15 protein-coding genes are annotated in these 21,566 nt (G+C 65.3%); 7 read left to right on the top strand and 8 right to left on the bottom strand.

Annotated features, from left to right (window positions below; genetic code table 11):
- Window positions 1–59: 59 nt before the first annotated feature.
- The 4 genes from FHG09_RS11700 to FHG09_RS11685 are packed head-to-tail and all read left to right on the top strand — an operon-like array spanning window position 60 to window position 3,357.
- Window positions 60–1,187 (top strand): coenzyme F420-0:L-glutamate ligase, encoded by a 1,128-nt coding sequence (locus tag FHG09_RS11700; protein ID WP_152347841.1) that lies wholly within the window; start codon window positions 60–62, stop codon window positions 1,185–1,187.
- 44 nt (window positions 1,188–1,231) lie between these two features.
- The gene (locus FHG09_RS11695) at window positions 1,232–1,924 is read left to right on the top strand and encodes a hypothetical protein (RefSeq protein ID WP_152347840.1); all 693 of its coding nucleotides are present in this window, start codon (window positions 1,232–1,234) and stop codon (window positions 1,922–1,924) included.
- Window positions 1,912–2,682: a CoA transferase subunit A gene (locus FHG09_RS11690; protein WP_152347839.1), complete on the top strand. Its 771-nt coding sequence runs from the start codon at window positions 1,912–1,914 to the stop codon at window positions 2,680–2,682. The genes FHG09_RS11695 and FHG09_RS11690 overlap by 13 nt, the downstream gene beginning before the upstream one ends.
- Before the next feature lie 12 nt (window positions 2,683–2,694).
- On the top strand, window positions 2,695–3,357 hold the full coding sequence (locus FHG09_RS11685) for a 3-oxoacid CoA-transferase subunit B (protein ID WP_152347838.1): 663 nt from the start codon (window positions 2,695–2,697) through the stop codon (window positions 3,355–3,357).
- Between the two features lie 344 nt (window positions 3,358–3,701).
- Here the strand turns inward: FHG09_RS11685 and manA are convergent, their stop codons facing one another.
- From manA to FHG09_RS11645, 8 genes are all read right to left on the bottom strand, one after another.
- Window positions 3,702–5,021 carry a mannose-6-phosphate isomerase, class I gene (gene manA, locus FHG09_RS11680; RefSeq protein WP_152347837.1) on the bottom strand — a complete coding sequence of 440 codons (1,320 nt, stop codon included), beginning with the start codon at window positions 5,019–5,021 and terminating at the stop codon, window positions 3,702–3,704.
- A gap of 285 nt (window positions 5,022–5,306) precedes the next feature.
- On the bottom strand, window positions 5,307–8,087 hold the full coding sequence (locus tag FHG09_RS11675; protein WP_227492725.1) for an NlpC/P60 family protein: 2,781 nt from the start codon (window positions 8,085–8,087) through the stop codon (window positions 5,307–5,309).
- Window positions 8,088–8,352: 265 nt separating this feature from the next.
- Window positions 8,353–9,873 carry an LCP family protein gene (locus FHG09_RS11670; protein ID WP_152347836.1) on the bottom strand — a complete coding sequence of 507 codons (1,521 nt, stop codon included), beginning with the start codon at window positions 9,871–9,873 and terminating at the stop codon, window positions 8,353–8,355.
- A gap of 334 nt (window positions 9,874–10,207) precedes the next feature.
- A complete protein-coding gene (locus FHG09_RS11665) occupies window positions 10,208–11,356 on the bottom strand; it encodes an acyl-CoA dehydrogenase family protein (protein WP_152348040.1) in 1,149 nt (382 codons plus the stop codon).
- 38 nt (window positions 11,357–11,394) lie between these two features.
- Window positions 11,395–11,922 carry a 5-(carboxyamino)imidazole ribonucleotide mutase gene (gene purE / locus FHG09_RS11660; protein ID WP_152347835.1) on the bottom strand — a complete coding sequence of 176 codons (528 nt, stop codon included), beginning with the start codon at window positions 11,920–11,922 and terminating at the stop codon, window positions 11,395–11,397.
- 117 nt (window positions 11,923–12,039) lie between these two features.
- Window positions 12,040–13,242, bottom strand: a complete 1,203-nt coding sequence (locus FHG09_RS11655) for a 5-(carboxyamino)imidazole ribonucleotide synthase (protein WP_152347834.1) — start codon at window positions 13,240–13,242, stop codon at window positions 12,040–12,042.
- A gap of 14 nt (window positions 13,243–13,256) precedes the next feature.
- Complete coding sequence (locus tag FHG09_RS11650; protein WP_227492724.1) at window positions 13,257–14,366, bottom strand: alkaline phosphatase family protein; 1,110 nt, start codon at window positions 14,364–14,366, stop codon at window positions 13,257–13,259.
- Between the two features lie 80 nt (window positions 14,367–14,446).
- On the bottom strand, window positions 14,447–15,034 hold the full coding sequence (locus FHG09_RS11645) for a DUF5998 family protein (protein WP_152347832.1): 588 nt from the start codon (window positions 15,032–15,034) through the stop codon (window positions 14,447–14,449).
- Window positions 15,035–15,114: 80 nt separating this feature from the next.
- Here FHG09_RS11645 and FHG09_RS11640 point away from each other — a divergent pair, with 80 nt between their 5' ends.
- From FHG09_RS11640 to FHG09_RS11630, 3 genes are all read left to right on the top strand, one after another.
- Window positions 15,115–17,787 carry a bifunctional GNAT family N-acetyltransferase/acetate--CoA ligase family protein gene (locus FHG09_RS11640; protein WP_152347831.1) on the top strand — a complete coding sequence of 891 codons (2,673 nt, stop codon included), beginning with the start codon at window positions 15,115–15,117 and terminating at the stop codon, window positions 17,785–17,787.
- 276 nt (window positions 17,788–18,063) lie between these two features.
- On the top strand, window positions 18,064–18,618 hold the full coding sequence (locus FHG09_RS11635; protein ID WP_152347830.1) for a TetR/AcrR family transcriptional regulator: 555 nt from the start codon (window positions 18,064–18,066) through the stop codon (window positions 18,616–18,618).
- 147 nt (window positions 18,619–18,765) lie between these two features.
- A complete protein-coding gene (locus FHG09_RS11630) occupies window positions 18,766–21,507 on the top strand; it encodes a DNA topoisomerase (ATP-hydrolyzing) subunit A (protein WP_152347829.1) in 2,742 nt (913 codons plus the stop codon).
- Window positions 21,508–21,566: the final 59 nt, after the last annotated feature.

Genomic DNA, 21,566 nt, shown 5'->3' with positions numbered 1-21,566 from the left:
AAGTGGGCGCCCCCAATGGGATTATGGAGGAATGAGAGTGGAATCACCGGTGACCCGGCATGAATGATCGCCTGCTCACCGTCTACGCGCCTCCCGTCGACGAGGAGATCGCGCCGGGTTCCGACCTCTCCGCGATTCTCATCAATGCTCTGCGGCGCAACCGCATCGACCTCAAGGACGGCGATATCCTCGTCGTCGCCTCAAAGGTCGTCTCCAAGGCCGAGGGCCGGATGCGCACGGTCGCCGATCGGGCCGAGTTCGAGGAACTCGTCGCGGAGACCGGCACCCACTTGGTCGCCGAACGCTCCTATCGTTCCGGCACCACCGTTCAGATCGTGCGCACCCCGGCAGGCACCGTACAGGCCGCGGCCGGTCTCGATCAGTCGAACTCCGGCGGTGCCGTCATCCTCCACCCGCGCGACAGCGACCGGTCCGCCGACGGCCTGCGCCGACGGGTGGAGCAGGCCTTCGAAGTGCGCATCGGCCTGGTCATCTCGGATACGAGTTCACGCCCGTGGCGGGTCGGGGTCGGCGATATCGCCCTCGGCCTGTCCGGATTTTCCGGCCTCGACGACCAGCGAGGCCGTCCCGACGACGACGGACGCGTCCAGACCGTGACCGTCCGCGCGATCGCCGACGAGATCGCGGCGGCCGCCGACCTGGTCAAGGGCTCCTCCCGCGGACTGCCGATGGCATTGGTCCGCGGGGCCGGCGGGTACCTCGACAACGGCCGCGAAGGTGCCCGAGCACTCTCCCGCGAACTCGGCGAAGACTGGTTCCGCCACGGCCATGTCGAGGCCATTCAGCGCGGGCTGGGCGTCACCGACCCGCCCGGCAGCGCCCCTGCCGGCGACAACAGCGACGACATCCTCGAACGCGTCTCGCGGGCGATCCGCGTCGTCCGCGCCGGACAGTCGCGGACTCCCGGCCATACCGCGTGGCGGATGCGCATCGAAGGCTCCGGGTCACGGATCACGCTGAGTCCCTCGGACTCACCGGCCACCGCTCAGTCCGGCGGTCCCCCGCTGCTCGAGGCGATGGTCGGACTCGGGTCTCTCGTCGAACGTCTCCACACGGCACTCTTCGCCGAGGATCTCAGCGCCTCCACGCGCTATCACTGGGTCGATGGCGAGCTCGGGGCCTTCCCGCGCGGAGTGACGATCGACATCGGCCTCATCGTGCCCTGACCCACTCGACCGGCACCACCCGACGAACAACCATGGAAGCGGATATGGATCTCTCAGTCATCGCTCACACCGGTGGACCCGTCCTGATCTGGCGCGGGCCCGATTTCGATCGCCTCGATCTCACCGGCCCCGTCGTCTCGAATTGGGTGAATAAGGGAGTCGGTCTCTTCGGCGACTACGACCTCGGCCCGGACTTCACTCTCTTTGCTCCGCTGCCGCAGGGGCTGCACTGGCGCGAAGTCGTCGCGATTCTCAGCGTTCTGCTGGCCGGCGGCCGCGTCGTCATCGCGGCCGAACCGCCTGAAGAGGACTTCGTGGCCATCGTTCCCTTCGGTCATGAGGACGATGACTCGGCGGCCGATGCCGACGAGGTCTTCGTCTTCAATCCCCCGGCCCTGGCACTGAGCACCCCGGTCGATTCCGACTTCATCGACGTCAACTCCGCCATCCGCGCCTACCCCGATGTCGCTGCGCGTCGCCTCGATGCTTCGGGAATCCTCGAAATCGATGGACAGGTCATCGATTGGAGGCGCTCCCAGGCGACCGACCGGGTCCGCCCGCAAGGACTGATCGCCTCGAACTCGACCCCGCTGCCGGCCGAGTGGCCGCGCTTTCTGCAGCACCTCCTCGGCGGTGGCGAGGTCCTGCTCACCAGCAGAGTCGACGATGCTCGCATCACGGACCTGGCCGACGGACTGGGCGTGGTCCATGGCACACTGGGCACATGGACAAAGTAGTTGATACCCCCGCAGCAGCGGTGGCCGACATTGCAGATGGATCATCGATCGCCGTGGGCGGCTTCGGTGTCGTGGGCGTGCCTGAATTCCTCATTCGTGCGCTCCAGGACCAGGGAGCCAAAGACCTCGAGGTGATCTCGAACAACGCCGGAGTCGACGGCCGCGGACTGGGCATCCTGCTCGCCGACGGACGCCTCCGCCGCATCATCGCCTCCTATGTCGGCGAGAACAAGGAATTCGCCCGCCAGTACCTCTCCGGCGAACTCGAGGTCGAACTCACCCCGCAGGGCACCCTGGCGGAGAAGCTGCGCGCCGGAGGCGCCGGGATCCCGGGCTTCTACACCATCACAGGCGCAGGCACGCAGGTCGCCGAGGGCGGCATGCCGTGGAAGTACGACACGGAAGGCAACGTCGTCAAGGAATCTCCGGCCAAGGAGACGAAGGTCTTCGACACCTTCGGCGAAGAGGAGGAATACGTCCTCGAGAAGTCGCTGGCCCCTGACTACGCACTCGTGCGCGCCGCCGTCGGCGACCGCCACGGCAATCTCGTCTTCCACTCCTCGGCACGGAATTTCAATCCCCCGGCCGCGCAGTCGGCTCGAATCACCATCGCTGAGGTCGAGAAGCTCGTCGAACCCGGAGAGATCGATCCCGACGACGTCCACGTGCCCGGAGTCTTCGTCCACCGAGTGGTGCCTCTGACTCCAGAGCAGGTGGCCGACAAACCCATCGAGAAGCGCACCGTCCGAGAAGCCTGAGGAGACACAGAAATGTCATTGACACGCAATCAGATGGCGGCTCGTGCCGCCCAGGAACTCGAAGACGGCAGCTACGTCAACCTCGGCATCGGCATGCCGACGCTGGTTCCGAACTTCCTGCCCGAGGGCGTCCACCTCGTCCTCCAGTCCGAGAACGGCCTGCTCGGAGTCGGCCCCTATCCGACCGAGGAGGAGATCGATCCCGACCTCATCAACGCGGGCAAGGAGATCGTGACGATGAATCCGGGCGCCGCCTACTTCGACTCGGCGGCGAGCTTCGGCATGATCCGCGGCGGCAAGATCAACGCCGCGATCCTCGGCGCCATGCAGGTGGCCACGAACGGCGACATCGCGAACTGGATGATCCCGGGCAAGATGGTCAAGGGCATGGGCGGTGCGATGGACCTCGTCCACGGCGCCCAGCGCGTCATCGTCATCATGGACCATGTGGCCAAGGACGGTTCGCACAAGCTGCTGGGGTCCTGTGATCTGCCGCTGACCGGAAAGGGCGTCGTCGAACGCATCATCACCGATATCGCGGTCCTCGACGTCTCGGGTGATTCCTTCACCCTCGTCGAACTCGCCCCGGGCGTCACCGTCGACGAGGTCAGGGAGAAGACCGGCGCCGAGGTGATCGTCCCGTCCGAAGTGCCCACCATCGAGGTCGCCGCCTGACGCACCCGCCGATCGTCCGGGACGCGGCTCCGCTCGCGTCCCGGACGATCGGCGGGAGGAGTAGCCCGGATCGAGAAGTGGTCACGTTCGGATACAGAATCCCAAAATCAGTATCCGAACGTGACCACTTTTTCATGTTCGGGGCTGCGTCTCTCTCTGCCCGCCCTTGAACAGCGCCTCCAACCGGCGGAAACACAATTGACTGGTCGATCCGCGGTGATTCCCTCTCGAAGAAAATCGCCGCGGATCGACCAGACAATTTCTGTTCAGGGGCCCTGCACTCCGGTTCGCAGGGGTGAGTCAGCAGACGAACTCAGCCGCCGGTGCTGGCGGACAACGCGTGCTCAGCGGCCGGCTGCCCCGGAGCTCAGTCCGGTGGTCGCCACGAACAGATCGCCGTGGCCGTCTGCCGTCACCGTGGGTTCGTTTGCCGCGATGAACGCGCTGTGACCACGCTCGAGGGTGAGCGTCGAACCGAGCGAGCTGAGCGTGACAGTTCCCGCGGTGCACAGCGCGATCGCCGCGCCCCGCCGCTCCACTGTCGTCAGACGCGGGCACCGCAGCGCCTGCAGTGCGAAGTCCTCGGTGGGGCCGTGCAGCATTCCGGCGCGGTCCGGCTCGACCATTCGCGGCGCACCCGCGTGGAAGTCCGTGATCTTCGACAGCTGCTCGATGTCGACGTGTTTCGAGGTCAGTCCGCCGCGCACGACGTTGTCGCTCGAGGCCATGATCTCGATGCCGGTGCCGAAGAGGTAGGCGTGCAGCACTCCGGCGTCCATGGTCAGTGCCTCACCTGGCTGCAGGTGGACGCGGTTGAGCATGAGTCCGACCAATGCACCCGGATCGTGGGGGTAGTCGGTGACGAGTTCGCAGAACGTCTGCGCCGGGTCGACTGCGCTGCCGGCTCGGCTGACGTGCCCGATGGGCAGTTCGTCGATTCCGTGGACGGCCACCTCGTCGACGAGCCCGGGCGTCCGCGGGTCGCTGAGGATGATTTCGACGGCGCGCGAGAGCGCCTTGGACTCGCTGAAGGACTTCAGGGCAGCGAGGATCGCCCCGAGGACGTCCAACGACGGCGGCGTCAGAGGCTGGGAGAGCATCCGTTCGAACGTCGCCCGCACGGCCTTACGAGGGCGGAAGCCCGTGAGCGCGTGGAAGTCCGTGAGCGCGTAGATGAGCTCGGGTTTCGCCGAGGCGTCCTTGAAATTGCGATCGGGTGCGTCGAGGGCTGGTCCCGCCTCCTCCTCGGCGGCGAAGCCGACGCGCGCCTGTTCCCGATTCGGGTGCACCTGGATCGACAGGGCTTTGCGGGCAGAGAGCACCTTGAGCAGGAACGGCAGTCGAGCGCCGAAGGAATCGAGGGAGTCGTGACCGAGCAGGCCCTCCGGGTCCCCTGCCAGGTATTCGATGAGGTTGGGTCCGAGCCGACGCTCCGTCTCGGTCGCCACGCCGCCCGTCGACTCCTGCTCGCCGAGGCGGTTCTGCCGTTCCAGCGGAGCCTGGGTCCGCGCGTGGCCGACGTCGAGGCGAGAGGGGCTGACCGGGTGGGCTCCGAGCCAGAGTTCCGCGCAGGGGGTGCCGTCCGGAACAGTGCCGAGGATCGCGGGAATCGCGTCTGTGCTGCCCCATTCGAAGTTTTTGACCGTGTTGTGCAGACGATGCACTGCGGGCCCCCTTTTAGACAGGATCGAGTCGGATTCACATCCGGTGAGTTCCGGCTGTGCTCCGTCCAGCCTAATCCCACCGTCACTCGCGGAGCTGGCACTTCACTGACTGTTCAGGCGAAGTCATCATCTGTTCACCGCTTGTCACCTGGGCGGATGCATTCTGCTCGGTAAGCACCGCTCACAGAATCGTCCGGAAAACCCGACAGTGCCCCGAGGACGATCCGCAGTGGGATCGTCCTCGGGGCGCTGTCTCTCTGTACGCCCTGTCCTCGATGCCGGCTGTCAGCCGACTACGCGGATGACCTTGGCTCCACGGTCGAGCATCCAGCTGTAGCTGCGCTTCGTGGTGTTCGTCCGGGTCGAGCCTGCATCGTACATCTGACCCTTGGTCTCGGAGATGATTCCGATATGACCGGGGATCCAGATCATGTCGCCGGCCTTGGCGTCCTTGAGGGAGATCTCCTTGCCGGCGTAACGCTGCTGACTGGTTGTGCGCGGCAGTTTGATGCCGTTCTTGCCGTAGACGTACTGGGTATAGCCCGAGCAGTCCCAACCGGACTTCGGCGAGGTGCCGCCCCAGACGTACTTGACGCCGAGGTTGGCCTTCGCATCCTTGATGATGGACGCACGCTGGGCCGCAATCTTCTCGGCCTTGGTCGGCTTGTCCTTCTTCTTGGAGTCGTCCTTTTTGGAATCGTCCTTGGACTTGTCGTCCTTCTTGGAGTCGTCCTTGGACTTGTCGTCCTTCTTGGAGTCATCCTTGGACTTATCATCCTTCTTGGAGTCATCCTTGGACTTGTCGTCCTTCGAGTCCTTGTCGTCTGCAGAACCTTCCCCGGAGTCTGCAGGCGACTTGTCATCGGTGGACTTGTCTCCAGGTGGTGTCGTGCCGCCCGGAGCATTGTCGTCGCTGACTCCGCCGGCGATCGAACCCTTGGCGGAGAACTCGGTGGTTCCGTAGCCTTCGGCCCAGACGAGACGTGCTCCCTGGAAGAGCTGCTCACCGCGGCCCTTCTTATAGACCACGTCCGACTTGGGGTAACCGAGGTGACCCTTGACGGTCCCCTTGTCACCCCAGTACTTCATGATCACGCCGGAGGTGTAGTGGGCGCCGGTGTCCTTCGACCAGTAGAACGAGCCCTTTTCGAAGCGCTGCGCGGCGCCCCCGCCCTTGAGGCCGCCCTTCTCCGCAGAGGTGGGCAGCCCCAAGTCGGTGACTGCATCGCCCTTGTATGCCGAAGCGATGGCCCCGGACAGGTGGTAGGCGCCGGTCTTCTTGGACCAGTAGACGGTGCCCTTCTCGAACTTCTGCGCCTTGGCGCCCGAGACGCCCTTGACGTCGTATTCCTTGCCGAGAGCCTTACCGAGCTTGTTCTTCTCGGCGTACTTCTCGATCGAGGTCTTCGCCTTCGGCTTCTCGGTCTTCTTGTCGTCGTCCTTCTTGGAGTCGTCCTTCTTGTCGCTGGGCTGTTCGCCGGTCTTCAGAATCGAGTTGACCGTCGAGCGCATTTCGCCCAGCTTCGCGTAGAAGGCATCGCCCGGGCAGTCGGTCTGGCCCAGGTCGCGGTGTCCGACCAGGTTCGACTTCGTCGCCTTCGAGATTCCGTTGAGGGAGAACTTCCAAGCGATCGCCGAGGCGACGGCATCGCGAGTCTTCTTCGGCGGAGCCGCACTGTTGTAGGTACCCAGCACGGAGATGCCGAAGGTGCCGGTGTTGTGTCCGGCGACGTGGGCACCGATGACGGCCTTCGAGACGTCACCGCCGCGGGCGTGCCAGAGGCGACCGTACTTGTCTGCGACGACGTTGTATCCGATGTCGTTCCAGCCGCGGCCCTGCTGATGGTAGGCCTGGATACCGCGGATGATTCCGGGAACGTCGGCAGCCGAGTAGCTGTTCGAACCGGAGGTGTGGTGGACGACGGCCTGCTTGATGCCGCTGGCATAGTCGGGGCTGCCACGGTAGGCCTTGGCTCCCCACGAGCTGCGCGAGCCGATCTTCGGCTTCGACACCTTCTTCGCCACGGTATCCACCGTGGACGACCCGGGCACGTAGTTCTGGTTGGTCACCGTCGCACCGGCGGCCGCGTCCACATTCTCTGCAGATGTCGCTTCGGCGTCAGCCGAGTCCTCGGTCGACTGCTCCGGTGCGGATTCCGTCCCGGCGGAGTCGCCGCTCACCTGATCGTCGAGTTCGACAGGAGCATTCTCGGCGACGGCCTGAGCGTCACCGGCGTCCCGTTTCGGGTCGACCAGCACGAGTTCGGCCTCGCTCGGCGCGGAATCGCCGAGGATGCGCATCTGAACAGCGGACGCGTTCGACACCGTCATCGGCTCCGAGCCCTTGTTCTGGGCTTCTTCCTGCTGCTCTTCGTCCAGCGTGTCCCAATTGCCCCAGTCCGATCCGTGCTTGATGCGGACCTGGATGCGGATATTGGACTTCGCCTGGGAGAACGTGAACCCGACGAGACTCGGATTGTTCTCGGGAACGTCGAGGACATCGGAGATGAGGGCGATATTCACTCCGTCTTCGGTCTTCTGACGGACCGAGCCGGAGATGTCGTCTTCGTCCTGAGTCTCCGACTCTTCGGACGAATCCTTCGCGCCTTCGTTCCCCGCATCGTCGGACTTCTCGTCGTCGGACTTCGGGTCCTCGTTGTCTGCGTCTTCGGCAGGAGCCTGCTCTGTCTCTGACGGAGCCGATCCTTCGGACGGCACGGCCTCGTCAGAGCCGGACGTCAGTCCGGCAGAGACGTTGTTGACCGAACCCGCAGATGCCGACGCTGACGCGTTGACGATATCGGGCACCTTGGCCGAGGCCAGCGCTGTCTGCGACTTGAAGATATTCGGCAGATTGCTCGTGGCGCTCTGGTTGGCGGCGGTGGCGGTGGAATCACTGGAATCGCGGGCGCCGGGGACGTTGAGTCCCTCTTTGCTGACGTTCAGCGCCTCTTTGGACACATCAGGCGACGTCGTGGCTGCAGAAGCCGTCGGTGCCGTGACCGCTAAGGTGCCGATCAGCGCAACAGAAGCGCAGCCCGCAACAGTGGGCAATAGATATTTCATCGTTACAGCCTTTTCGAGGAAGACAGGGAAGTTCAGGCCTCGAGGTCCCCTGCACCGTTGGCAGAACGGTGGGCAACCCCAACATCTCAAAATTGTTACACATTTTCGGCGTGTCAGACTAGCCACAGAGCAGAATATTCTAATTACACGAGTGTGGTTCCCAGTATTGGCAAGGGACACACCGAGCAAAAGAATTTCTCGGAATCGTCGTGGTATCGACCGATTCGGTCATTGACCTGATCACGACCGGTCCCACAGCGGTGCCTCAGGGCACGTAGCAGATCGCCTTTGCGTCGGCTTCGTCGCCGTTGTCAGCCGAGGTCTCGCCGGCACCCTGTGCCAGCAGCTGCGGCCCTGAACCGGAGTTCGGATCGAGTCCCGCATCGACTCCGGCAGCGGCTGACAGGTCGCCTCCGGGAACCGAGAACGCGCCTTTGTCCCCTTCGGAGGACTTCGACGACTCCTCGATCTTATCGGCTACCAGCTGATGTGCCACATCGAAGTCGGGATGCGACGGAGTGATGCGCGGCGGGGTGAGGTCGACGGATTCGATCTTCTGGGACTTCACCTTGAGTGCGAGGTCGACGAACGAGTCGACCTGAGACGACGGGATGTCCGTCGACACGGCCCCCGGGGTGGCTTTCGCGATCGACTGGTAGCGGGTGAGCACGGTGGCCGGCTCGAGCTGTTTGACCATCGCGGTCTGCACGCAGCGCTGACGAATCATCCGCTCGTAGTCGCTGGAGAACTCTCGGGACCGGGCGAACCACAGCGCATGGTAGCCGTCGAGCTTCTGCTTGCCCGGTTCGATCCAGCCCTTGACCGGCCCGTGCTCGCCCGTGTTCGGATCGACCTTCGACGAGATCGGCACCCGCTTGCCGGAGACCAGAGTGATCCCGCCGAGGGAATCGATGAGGTTCTCGAACCCCTTGAGGTTGATCATCGCGTAGTACTGGACCTCGAGACCGGTGACACCAGACACGGCGTCCATCGTCGCCTGCTCCCCGGCCTTCTTCGGGTCCTCGAACTCGTCCTTGTGCTGTTCGCCCTGTTGGAAGACAGCGTTGAGCAGGCATTCGTCTCCGCAGTTGTATCCCTGCGGATAGTGCTTGTGCAGCGGAGAATCGTCCGGGAACGGCACGTTCTCCATATTCCGAGGCAAACCGATGATGACCGATTTTCCGGTCTTCGCATCGATCGAGACCAGCGACAGCGAGTCCGGGCGGATTCCCGTCCGACCCTTTCCTGCATCCGAACCCAGCAGCAGGATGTTGTATCGGCCGTCGACGGGCTTGAGCGCCTGGCCCGAGGCGAACAGGTCGCTCATCAGACCGCGCTGGGAGTTGAGAATCGTCGTCCCCCAGGCCAGAGGGCCCACGACGATGAGCAGGAGGGCGCAGAAGGCCGCCACGAAGCGTTTGCGGGCCTTTCGGGAGATGGTGACGATCCGGATACGGCGCAGGGTGTCGAACAGGCACAGCGCCCAGTTGATCGCGATGACGGGCACCCAGATGGTCAGAAAGGTGAGGATGAACGGGTTCGTACCGATGGTGAACAGGAATGTGCGGCTGATGAGGACGATCGCTCCGGCAGCCAGGGCCAGAATCCAGCTGATGGCGGTGATCGACAGTGAGATCTTCGCCCAGCGGCGATGACCGAACAGGAGCTGCACTCCCCCGGGGACGATGACTGTGACGAGCAGCAGGAGCCATGCCCGCACATCACGCGTCGGCTGCGAAGCATACGACGGGTGGCGGATCGGATCCACGAATCTCGTTTCGGCCACTGACTTCCCTTCGCTTCGGGCTCTGCTCACGGACACTGCTGCTGACGTCGACATCCGCCGGGGATCACGCACAGGTCGCTTCGACTCATCGGGTCTCCACCGCAGACTACTGTGCCAAAGACAGTTCAGAGTCCACTGTGTTCACCTATTGTGTCGCGTGAGAACCGTCGATTCCGGCACATCCGCGCCGCGCATGTCGCATTCTTATGCCTGTGCGATTCTTCACAGGCAGACGAACGGGCACTGCAGACTCCCGTCTGGGAACCGCCAGTGCCCGTTCGACACGGCCCGGCCGTCGTCGTACGCCGCCTGCAGCAGAGGGCTCGAACCCGGTTCAGCCGAGGAGCTTGCGCCCCATCACCATCCGCTGGATCTGGTTGGTGCCTTCGTAGATCTGAGTGATCTTCGCGTCGCGCATCATCCGCTCGACCGGGTGGTCGACGACGTAGCCGGCTCCGCCGAGCAGCTGCACGGCGTCCGTGGTGATCTCCATCGCGGCATCGGAGGCGAATGCCTTCGCTGCGGCTCCGAAGTAGGTGAGGTCGTCGTCGCCGCGTTCGCTCTTGGCAGCGGCGGTGTAGGTGAGCTGGCGAGCAGCCTCGAGCTTCATGCCCATATCGGCGAGCATGAACTGGATCCCCTGATTATCGGCGATCGATCTGCCGAACTGCTGGCGATCCTTGACGTAGGCCACGGCGTAGTCCAGGGCGCCCTGGGCGACGCCGACGGCCTGTGCGGCGATCGTGACTCGGGTGTGGTCAAGTGTGCGCAAGGCGATCTTCAGACCCTCTCCGGGCTCGCCGACGATGCGGTCTCCGGGCAGGCGCACATTGTCGAAGAGGAGTTCGCGGGTGGGTGAGCCCTTGATGCCGAGCTTGCGTTCCTTTTCGCCGAAGGTGAATCCCTCGTCCGACTTCTCGACGACGAAGGCCGAGATATTGCGTCCACGCGCTCCGTCGGGGTCGGTCACGGCCATCACCGTGTAGTACTCGGACTCTCCAGCGTTGGTGATCCAGGTCTTGACCCCGTTGAGGATCCAGTCGTCGCCATCGCGTTCGGCGCGGGTCTTCATCGACGCGGTGTCGGACCCGGCTTCGCGCTCCGACAGACCGTAGGAGAATCCTGCTTCGCCGGCGGCCACGGACGGGAAGTACTTCTTCTTGATCTCTTCGCTGCCGCCGAGCTGGACCGGCATGCTGCCGAGCTTGTTCACAGCCGGGATGAGCGAGGACGAGACGCAGCCGCGTGCGACTTCCTCGATGATGATCGACACTGCCAGCGCATCGGCTCCCATCCCCCCGTACTCTTCGGGAATGTGCGCGGCGAAGAAGTCCGTCTCCACGAGGGCGTCATGCGCTTCCTGCGGGTAGCGGGAGTCCGCGTCGACCTCGGCGGCGAACGGGGCGATCTTCTTCTCGACGACGTTGCGAACCGCGGCGCGGATCTCTTCGTGCTCTTCGCTGGGCTGGTAGAGGTCGAACATCATTCTCCTAAGACTTATCAAACGTTCAGCAAGGGCTATTATTCCTGCAGTGCCCGGCCTTTGTCGAGGGCGACCTGCCGCAGCTGGCCCCGGTAGTCGTCGAGACGGGAGCGCAGAGCCTCAGCTTCCGCGCCCTGACCGACCCCGAGGATGCGCGCCGCCAGCAGCCCGGCGTTCTTGGCGCCGCCGATCGAGACGGTGGCCACGGGGACGCCGCCGGGCATCTGCACGATGGAGAGGAGGGAGTCCATTCCGTCGAGGTATTTCAGCGGTACGGGAACGCCGATGACCGGCAGCGAGGTCATCGAGGCGATCATCCCGGGCAGGTGGGCCGCTCCCCCGGCTCCGGCGATGATCACGCGGATGCCGCGATCGGCCGCCGTCTTCGCCCACTCGATCATGTCCTCGGGCATGCGGTGGGCGGAGACCACCTCGGCGCTGGATTCGATGCCGAGCTCAGCGAGGGCTTCGGCGGCGGCCTTCATCGTCGGCCAGTCCGAGTCCGAACCCATGACGATGCCGACCGGAGCCTCGGTCGGAGTGGAGCCTTCGTTCGCTGTGGTCATCTGTGCTTCCTTCGTTGCAGGCGGTTCGGTCCCGACGGTGCGGATGAGTTGCGGATGGTCCCCGGGCCGGATGGTTCCCCAGCCCGGAGGGTCCCGGGGTCAAGATGGTTCCGGGGCTCAGTGGGTGCCGGAATCCCCGTCGGCCCGCAGGTCCTCCGGAGCAGGCATCTGCGGATGCGGATCGACATCGACACCGGCGATGAAGTCCGCGGCGTGCCGTGCTCGGGCGATCACGAGCTGCCGATCCTCGCCGTAGGCATTGACGTGGCCGACCTTCCGACCCGGGCGCACACCCTTGCCGTAGAGGTGGACCTTGACGGCCGGGTCGTGGGCCATGACGTGCAGGTACGGCTGGTAGAGGTCCTCGTGATCGGCACCGAGGATGTTGACCATCACGGACACGTCCTCCCGCGCCGCTGGGCTGCCCAGGGGGAGATCGAGGACGGCGCGCAGATGCTGCTCGAACTGGCTCGTCACCGCCCCGTCCTGAGTCCAGTGCCCCGTATTATGCGGACGCATCGCGAATTCGTTGATGAGGAAGCCCTCAGGTGTTTCGAACATCTCCATTGCCATCACGCCGGTGACCTCGAGGGTGCCGGCGACGGTGAGGATCGCCTCGGTGATGGCCCGCGCCTTCTCGGCAGGCAGATCGGGTGCCGGGGCGATCGCCTCCTTGCACACTCCGTTCTGCTGCCAGGTCTCGACGACCGGCCACACTGCGGTCTGTCCCATCGGGGAGCGCCCGACCATGACGGCGAGCTCCCGGGTGAAGTCGACCTTCTCCTCGGCGAGCAGCTGCGGCACCTCGTTCAGCCACTCGACGGCCTCTGCGAGGCTGTCGATGACGCGCACGCCCTTGCCGTCATAGCCGCCGCGCGGCGTCTTGAGGATGAAGGGGTAGCCGACGCGCGCGGCGAAGGCCTCGACATCGGCTGCCGAGGTGATCTCCGCCCATGCGGGGTTCGGCAGCCCCAGCTCATCCATCTTCGTGCGCATCCGGATCTTGTCCTGCGCGAAGATGAGGGCATCGGGTCCCGGGCGCACGGCGTGTCCGGCCTCGACGAGTGCCAGCAGATGCTCCGGCGGGACGTGTTCGTGGTCGAAGGTGATGACATCGACCGTCTCGGCGAACGCCTTGAGGGTCGGATAGTCCGTATAGTCGCCGACGGTCACCTCATTGATGACCTGGGTGGCGGGGGCGTCGGCGGTCTCCGCAAGAACGGAGAAGCGGACGCCGAGGGCTTCTGCGGCAGGGGCGAGCATGCGTGCCAATTGACCGCCGCCAATGACACCGATTCGAGGAAAAGTCACGTGTGCCATCCTAACGCGGGCAGTCAGACGAGGAGGAGCGGGATCTGCAGTTCCTGCTCCGTGGTGGAACCGTGGTGGCCGATGAGCGCCAGCGCCGAGGCGGATTCCACATCCGAATCGACCACGGCGAAGCCATCGGTGCAGATGACGAGGAAATCCCCGATCCGCGGATAGACGTGCGGGGCGACGGGGCCGAAGTAGCCGCGGGCGATCGCCTCGGACTTCGGCAGGATGAGTCCGCGGTCGCCGATCGTCTCCTGCCAGGCCGCGAGCACGTCCGCCTCGGCGCCGTCAGCGGCGTAGAGGTGCAGTGCTCGCGGTTCCCCGCCGACGTGGCGCAGACCGGCCTTGAGTTCCGGGGCCTCGGCGAGGTCGAGGCGGCGTTCGTGGTCGACGTCGACCATGCCGTGGTCGGCGGTGATCAGCATGGTCGTATCGTGCGGGAGATCGGAGGCGAGCCGGGACAGGGCGAGATCGACGCGTTCGAGCTCCTCGGTCCAGGCCGCGGAGTCCGCACCGTGCACGTGTCCGGTCTTGTCCAGGTTGCCCCAGTAGAGGTAGACGAGGCGACGGCCGGGAGCCTTCACTTCGGCCAGGGCCTGGGCGCAGCGCTCCTCCAGGGTCTTCGAGTCGCGGAACCTGCCGCCGCGCAGCGAGGCCCGGTTGAGCCCGCGACCGGCGAATTTCCTCTCCCCGAGGCTGACCACATCGACCTCGGCATCGGTGAGCCGTTCGAAGAGCGTCGCGTCGGGGACCCAGGCGATCGGGTCGACGTCGAGGTTCCACGTCAGCTGGTTGAATACCGCGTCCTTCTCCGGGTCGAGGACCCGGTAGCCGACGACACCGTGCGCACCGGGCAGACGGCCCGTGGCCAGAGAGGACAGAGAGTTCGCCGTCGTCGAAGGGAACCCGGCGGACAGGGTCTGGCGCGTCCCGGCCTGTGACCGGAAGAAAGGAGTGTAGCCGCTGTAGCGGCGCAGCTGCTGCTCGCCCAGACCGTCGATGAGCACGACGATCGTCGCCCGGGACTCCCGGTCGAGCCCGAGCACACGGGCCCGATCGGACATCGGCGCATCGAGTGCGTCTCCGGCTCCGAGGCCCAGCGCTGCGGCGGGCACGACATCGGAGAGCATGGGGCCCGTATAGTTCGGAGGCCCCAACAGCACACTGCCGGGGTGAGACTGCGGCCCCTGCTGTGTTGAGTTCTCGCTCATCAGCGACGCGACCGCAGCCGAGCGTGGAAGACAGCGGCACGCAGTCTGCCGGCGAAGTCGGCCATGCGATCGACGGCGGCCTGCCCCTCGGCCTCGGCCGAGACCCGGAGCATGACATCCTCGGCGAAGATCGACCCGCCGTAGCCGTGATCGCCCATGCAGTTGGGGTCTCCGCAGGTCTCGGGGAAGGCCTCGATCCGCTTCGACGCGCCCCACGACATCGTCAGCGAGACCTCGACGGGCTTGTCGCCGGGTTTGTAGGCGGCCGGATCGGCGAACGTGCGACCGACCATCACGGTGCCCAGGCGGTCGAGCTCGATGTCCTCGCTGCTCGTGACCGCCCGAGGTTTGGATCCCGGCTCCGCATTCGGATCGTCATCGACATGCGCCAGCAGCAGCCGGGTCTCGGTGAGGACGAAGGCGGTGACATGCCGGTGGATGGATTCGATGTCGACATGAGTGTCGATGTGGACGAAGTGAGCCAGTACCGGTTCGTCATAGAGCGAGTCGGCGAGTATGCCTTGAGTGAGCTGGGGATAGTAACCGGCCGACTGCAGATCGTGAACGAGAACCTCGGGTAATGCCATGCCCACCATTGTGCCCCACTCCCCTGACACTTCCCAGCGAGGTCGGCCATATCCGGGCGCCTGACGCATATGCTGGAACCATGGAAGACTATCCTGCCGGGTGGGAAGCCGATGTCGTCCTCCGCGACGGCGGCACCGCCCATCTGCGTCCGATCACCCCTGACGATGCCGCCGCCCTGGCCCGCATGCACGAAGCCCAGTCGCCGGAGTCCGTCTATCTGCGCTTCTTCGCTCCGCTGCCCCGGCTGCCGCAGCGCGACCTCGATCGTTTCGTCAACGTCGACCACCGGGACCGGGTGGCGCTGATCATGCTCATCGGCGACGACATCATCGGCGTCGGTCGCTTCGACCGGATCAGCGACACCGACGCCGAGGTGGCCTTCAACATCGCCGATGCCCACCAGGGCCGCGGGATCGGCTCGATCCTCCTCGAACACTTGGCCGCGGCCGCACGCGAATCAGGGATCCAGCGCTTCACCGCCGAGGTGCTGCCCCAGAACCGTTCGATGCTGCAGGTCTTCCAGGCCGCCGGCTATGAGGTCTCCCGCGGATTCGACGACGGCGTCGTGGCTGTGAACTTCGACATCGATCCGACGGCACGGTCGATCGAAGTGCAGGCCTCTCGGGAGCACAGGGCCGAGGCCCTGAGCGTGCGCACGGTCCTCCACCCCGCCTCGGTGGCGGTGATCGGCGCCAGCCGCAAACGCAACTCCACCGGCCATCTGCTCATCCGCAACATCACGGCCGCGAAGTTCGCCGGCGACCTGTGGGTCGTCCACCCCGAAGCCGATCAGATCGCCGGAGTCCAGGCGTATCCGAGCCTCGACGAGCTGCCGGGCAAAGCCGACCTCGCCGTCATCGCCGTGCCGGCCGAGTCCGTCACCGAGGTGGTCAAGGACTGTGCCGTGCACGGGGTCAAGGCCGTGCTCGTCATCTCCTCCGGGTTCGCCGAGACCGGCCCCGAAGGCGCCGAACTCCAGCGCCGCATGGTCGCGACCTCCCGCGCCTACGGAATGCGCGTGGTCGGACCGAACTCCTTCGGTCTGGTCAACGAGGCCGCCGACATCTCGCTCAACGCCTCCTTGGCCCCGTTCCTGCCCGCTTCAGGAACGCTCGGACTCTTCAGCCAGTCCGGGGCGCTGGGCACCGCTCTGCTCGCAGCGGCGAAGAATCGCGGACTGGGCGTCTCCACGTTCGTCTCCGCCGGCAACCGAGCCGACCTCTCCGGCAACGACCTCCTCCAGTATTGGGAGGAGGATCCGGCCACGCAGACCGTCGGCCTCTATCTCGAGTCCATCGGCAATCCGCGCAAGTTCTCGCGCATCGCCCGCCGCGTCTCTCGCGTCAAGCCCGTCGTCGTCATCAAATCCGACCTCACGGGCCGGGAGCTGCCGCCGGGGCACATCGTGCGCACCTCATCACTGGCGCCGAACACCCTCGACCAGGTGCTCGAGCAGGCGGGAGTGATCCGCGCGGAGACGATCCACCAGCTCTTCGACCTCGCCCAGGTGTTCTCCACGCAGAAGCTGCCCGCGGGCCGGCGAGTCGGAGTCATCGGCAACTCCGCGGCGATGAGCACCCTGATCATGCAGCGCGCACGCTCCGAGGGTCTGCGCGTCGACACCGACCCCGTGTCCCTGCATCCCGAGGTCGATGCGGAGACCTTCCGGACCGAACTCGATGCGATGTACGAACGTGACGACGTCGATTCGGTCATCGTCACCTTCACTCCTTCGACCGGTGCGGAAGAGACCGAGATCGCCGGACTGCTGTCCGAATCCGCGGCACGCTCCGGAAAGACCACGGTCGCCTGCTTCCTCGGCATCCACGGTGTCCAAGACGAGCTGACCTCGTTCCTGACCGATGCGGACGGCGACCGGGTCTCCCACACCGTCCCCAGCTACATCGGTCCCGAAGACGCCGTATGGGCTCTGGCCCGGGCCACGGACTACGCCCGCTGGAGGGCGGCCGATCATGGTCGCTACACCGAACTCGACGATATCGACGACAGGCAGGTGCGGGCGATCATCGACTCCGCGCTGGAAGGTGCGCAGCCGGGCGCGCCCGTCCGGCTCGAACGCGATGACACCCGGGACCTGCTCAGCGCCTACGGCATCGAGGTGCTTCCCTATATTGCTGCCTCCTCGGTGGAGGAAGGCATCGCTGCGGCCGAGAAGATCGGCTATCCCGTCGCACTCAAGGCCGTAACGAAGGTTCTGCGGCACCGGATGGAGCTCGGCGGTGTGAGACTGAATATCGATACTCCCGAGGAGCTGGTCGAGGACTTCACCGCGGTCCAGGAGACCATCCGGCAGCTGGCCGGTGAGGAGGAGCCGCTCGTCGACGTCCAGGCCATGGCCCCGCACGGTGTGCCCTGCGTCCTCCGCGCCGGAGAGGACCCGCTGCTCGGTCCGCTGCTGGCGTTCTCACTGGCAGGAGACACCACTGAGCTGCTCGGCGATGTCGCTCATCGGGTCGCCCCGATCACCGACAAGGAGGCCGGGGACATGATCCGGTCGATCAAGGCCTCGCCCAGACTGTTCGGCTATCGCGGTCTGCCGCCGATGAACATCGAACCGCTGCGCAATGTGCTGGAGAGGCTCGCAGTGCTGGTGGAGAACCATCCGCAGATCCTCGAGCTCGTCATCCATCCGATGGTCGCCACGGAGACCGAGTCGCATGTGCTCAGTGCCCACGTCGACCTGCTGCCAGACCCGACTCGGATCGACGGAACCCGCCGTCTGCTGAGCTGAGACCATTCGCGAAGAGACCCGCTGAGCTGAAAGGAGAATCCACACCCGCCGCAGGCTGTCTTCGAATTTCACCGACCGAGCGCCACATTGGCGCGTCCTATACCAATTCGCAGACTTGCCGGGTAGTGTCTGTATCCGTTCACCACGAAATGTTATGAATTCGTGTTTTAGTGAGTGGCCGCTTCGGCGGTCGCTGTCTGTGGCCAGTCACTGGCCATCCACCGTCCCAGGCGTCCGCGCTCCGCGGGTGTCCCATGAGAGCGAGGCCTCACAGTCATGATTTCGCGCAGAGACGTCGTCACCGACTCCGCGATCGCCGTAGTCGCCGAACAAGGAGTCCGCGGACTCACCCACCGGGCAGTCGACGCGCTGGCCGAACTGCCGGTGGGGTCGACTTCGAATGTCTACCGCACCCGCGATGCCCTGATCACCGGAATCATGGAGCGCATCGGAGAATTGAACTCCCAGCAGCTCGAGCGCCTGCCGGAGCTCATGCGTGCTCCGGGCGCCGATCCCATCGAAGTCGCCATCGACTTCTGCATGAACTGGCTGACCACCGACCGCAACCGGTTCTACACGATGATGATGCTCAGCCTGGATCCGGCGCTGCCGCCCGAGGCCGTGATCGCCAAGGAGAAGAACCTCCGGGCGATCAAGGATTTCATCATGCGCTTCGCCGGCATCGACGCGGAGTACGCGCAGCGGGTCAACAGCTCTGTCGCCGGCATGATGTTCAGCGAACTCGTCGCCGGCACGGCGGATCGTTCGCGTGTCGAGGCCTACCTCAAGGAGTTCTTCCAGTGGCTGCGCGGCAGCCGCGAAAGCGCCTGAGCTCCGACACGGACCCTCCGGGAACGCCCGATTGAGCAGGAGTTCGCAAATCGAACGCTAGAATCGACGGGTGCCCTCCCCCGCTGAGGTCAGGCTTCGGCGCGGGCGGGTGTTCGAATCGAACAGTTCGTGCGTCAAAGGAGTTCCATGCCCGAAGGCAGAGTCATCGAAGTCGACGTCTCATCAGAGATGGAGAGTTCGTTCCTCGAATATGCGGTCTCGGTCATCCACTCCCGCGCCCTGCCCGATGCCAGGGACGGTCTCAAGCCCGTCCAGCGCCGCATCGTCTACCAGATGGGCGATATGGGTCTGCGCCCTGAGCGCGGTCATGTGAAGTCCTCTCGCATCGTCGGTGACGTCATGGGCAAGCTCCACCCGCACGGCGACACCGCGATCTACGACGCCCTCGTCCGCCTCAGCCAGGGTTTCATCATGCGTGTGCCGCTCGTCGACGGCCACGGCAACTTCGGCTCCCTCGATGACGGGCCTGCGGCCCCTCGCTACACAGAGGCGCGCCTGACCACGGCGTCTATGCAGATGATCGCGGGTCTCGACGAAGACGTCGTCGACTTCGTGCCGAACTACGACAACACGCTCACCCAGCCCGAGGTCCTGCCCAGCGCCTTCCCGAACCTGCTCATCAACGGCACCTCGGGCATCGCAGTCGGAATGGCCACGAACATGGCCCCGCACAATCCCGGCGAAGTCATCGCCGCCTGCGCCCACCTCATCCGCAGCCCGGAAGCCGGGCTCTCGGAGCTCATGCGCTACATCCCCGGCCCGGATCTGCCCACCGGCGGGCGGATCATCGGCCTCGACGGTGTGCGTGAGGCCTATGAGACCGGTCGCGGCACGTTCCGCACCCGGGCCACCGTGTCCTTCGAGAACATCAGTGCCCGCCGCAAGGGCATCGTCGTCACCGAACTGCCCTACCTCGTGGGACCGGAGAAGGTCGTGTCGAAGGTCAAGGACGCCGTCGGGGCGAAGAAGCTCACGGGAATCGCCTCGATCGACGACTACTCGGATCGCAAGAACGGCATGCGTCTGGTCATCGGAATCAAGAACGGCTTCAATCCCGAGGCCGTCCTCGCCGAGCTCTACCGCCAGACACCGCTCGAGGAATCGTTCAGCATCAACAATGTCTGCCTCGTCGACGGGCAGCCGCGGACCCTGGGACTGCGCGAGCTCCTCACCGTCTACCTGTCCCACCGCATCGACGTGGTGCGCAGGCGCACGGTCTTCCAGCTGCGCAAGGCCAAGGACCGGCTCCACCTCGTCGAAGGTCTGCTCATTGCGATCCTCGACATCGATGAGGTCATCCAGCTCATCCGCTCCTCGGATGATGCGGCCACGGCGCGTACCCGCCTCATGGACGTCTTCGAGCTCTCCGAGCTGCAGGCGACGTACATCCTCGATCTGCAGCTGCGTCGGCTCACGAAGTTCTCCCGTCTCGAACTCGAGGCCGAACGTGACGAGCTGAAGAAGACGATCGAGTACCTCGAATCGCTGCTGGCCGATGAGGCGAAGCTGCGTGAGCTCGTCGCCGCCGAGCTCGAGGCCACCGCCGAGATCATCGGCACACCGCGGCGCACGGTCCTCATCGAAGGGTCGATGAAGGAGCTGACGGCCAAGGGCAAGAAGGCTCCGGCGAACCTCAAGATCGCCGATTCCCCCTGTCGGGTGCTGCTGTCGACCTCCGGACGCATCGCACGCACCTCGGACGCCGCTCCCCTGGCACGCGAGGGCCGACGCTCCAGCCATGATGCGCTGGTCTCGGAGGTCGTCACCACGACTCAGGGCAAGGTCGGCGCCATCACCACCACCGGTCGCCTGCACATGGTCGATGTCGTCGACCTGCCGGCCCTGCCCCCGGCAGCGACACGGCCCAATGTCGCCGGTGGGGTGAAGATCGCCGAATATGCGGCCCTGGAGAAGAACGAGAAGATCATCGGTCTGGTCGACCTCGACCGCGAGTTCGTCCTCGGCACCGCCGAAGGCGTCGTCAAACGGGTGTCGGTGGCCGGTCGTCCGAACAAGAACGAATGGGAAGCCATCACTCTCAAGGGCAAGGACTCCGTCGTCGGGGTCGCCCAGCCCGAGGACATCGACGATTCCCTCTCCGTGTTCGTGACCTCGAACGCCCAGCTGCTCGCCTTCGACGCCTCCGGTCTGCGTGCGCAGGGCTGGAACGCCTCCGGTGTGGCCGGAATCAAGGTGGCTGCCGACGCGAAGGTGATCTTCTTCGGAATGACCCCGAAGGCGGCGAAGACCGACGAGGACGGTGCCGCGGATGCCGAGCTCGGCAGCTTCGCTGTTGTCACCGTCGCCAGCGGTGAGAACTTCTACGGCGCCCCGTCGTCGTCGATCAAGGTCAGCGAATTCTCCGAGTTCCCGACCAAGGGGCGGGCCACCTCGGGCGTGCGTGCCCACAAGTTCCTCAAGGGCGAGACCGAACTGTCGTTGGCCTGGGTCGGCGACTCTCCGCAGGCTGCCGCCTCTGCCGGCGGTGCCCGCTCGCTGCCGGCCGAACTGTCCCGCCGCGACGGGACGGGGTCGCCGCTGGAGTCGAAGATCGATGTCATCGGCACCCTGCCCCGCCTCGGCGGCGCCGAATCCGTCGACCATACCCGGACGGCCGACGATGCTGCCTCAACCGGCGCCGAGGCGACCGCGGGGCCCGCGTCCGATGCGAAGACGGCGAAGTCCGGCGGCAAGCGGTCCGCGGGCAGGGGACAGCAGGGTCAGCAGGGTCTGGCGACGAGCTTCGATGAGCTCGAGCTCGACCTCGAGGAGGCCAAGGATGAGATCGCGCGGTCGAAGTTCGACACCGAAGGTGCCGTGATCGTCTCCCACGATGACGATGACGACGACGACTCGGCTCTGTTCTGATTTCTGAGTCTGACTCTGACTCTGACTCTGATGTCGAGTTCGACGGCTGAGCCCAGCAC

It is taken from the genome of Brevibacterium sp. CFH 10365, from assembly GCF_009299785.1.
Classification (GTDB): Bacteria; Actinomycetota; Actinomycetes; order Actinomycetales; family Brevibacteriaceae; genus Brevibacterium; species Brevibacterium limosum.
Note: the sequence above shows the minus strand (reverse complement) of the source record. Positions and strands in the feature narration are given on the sequence as shown.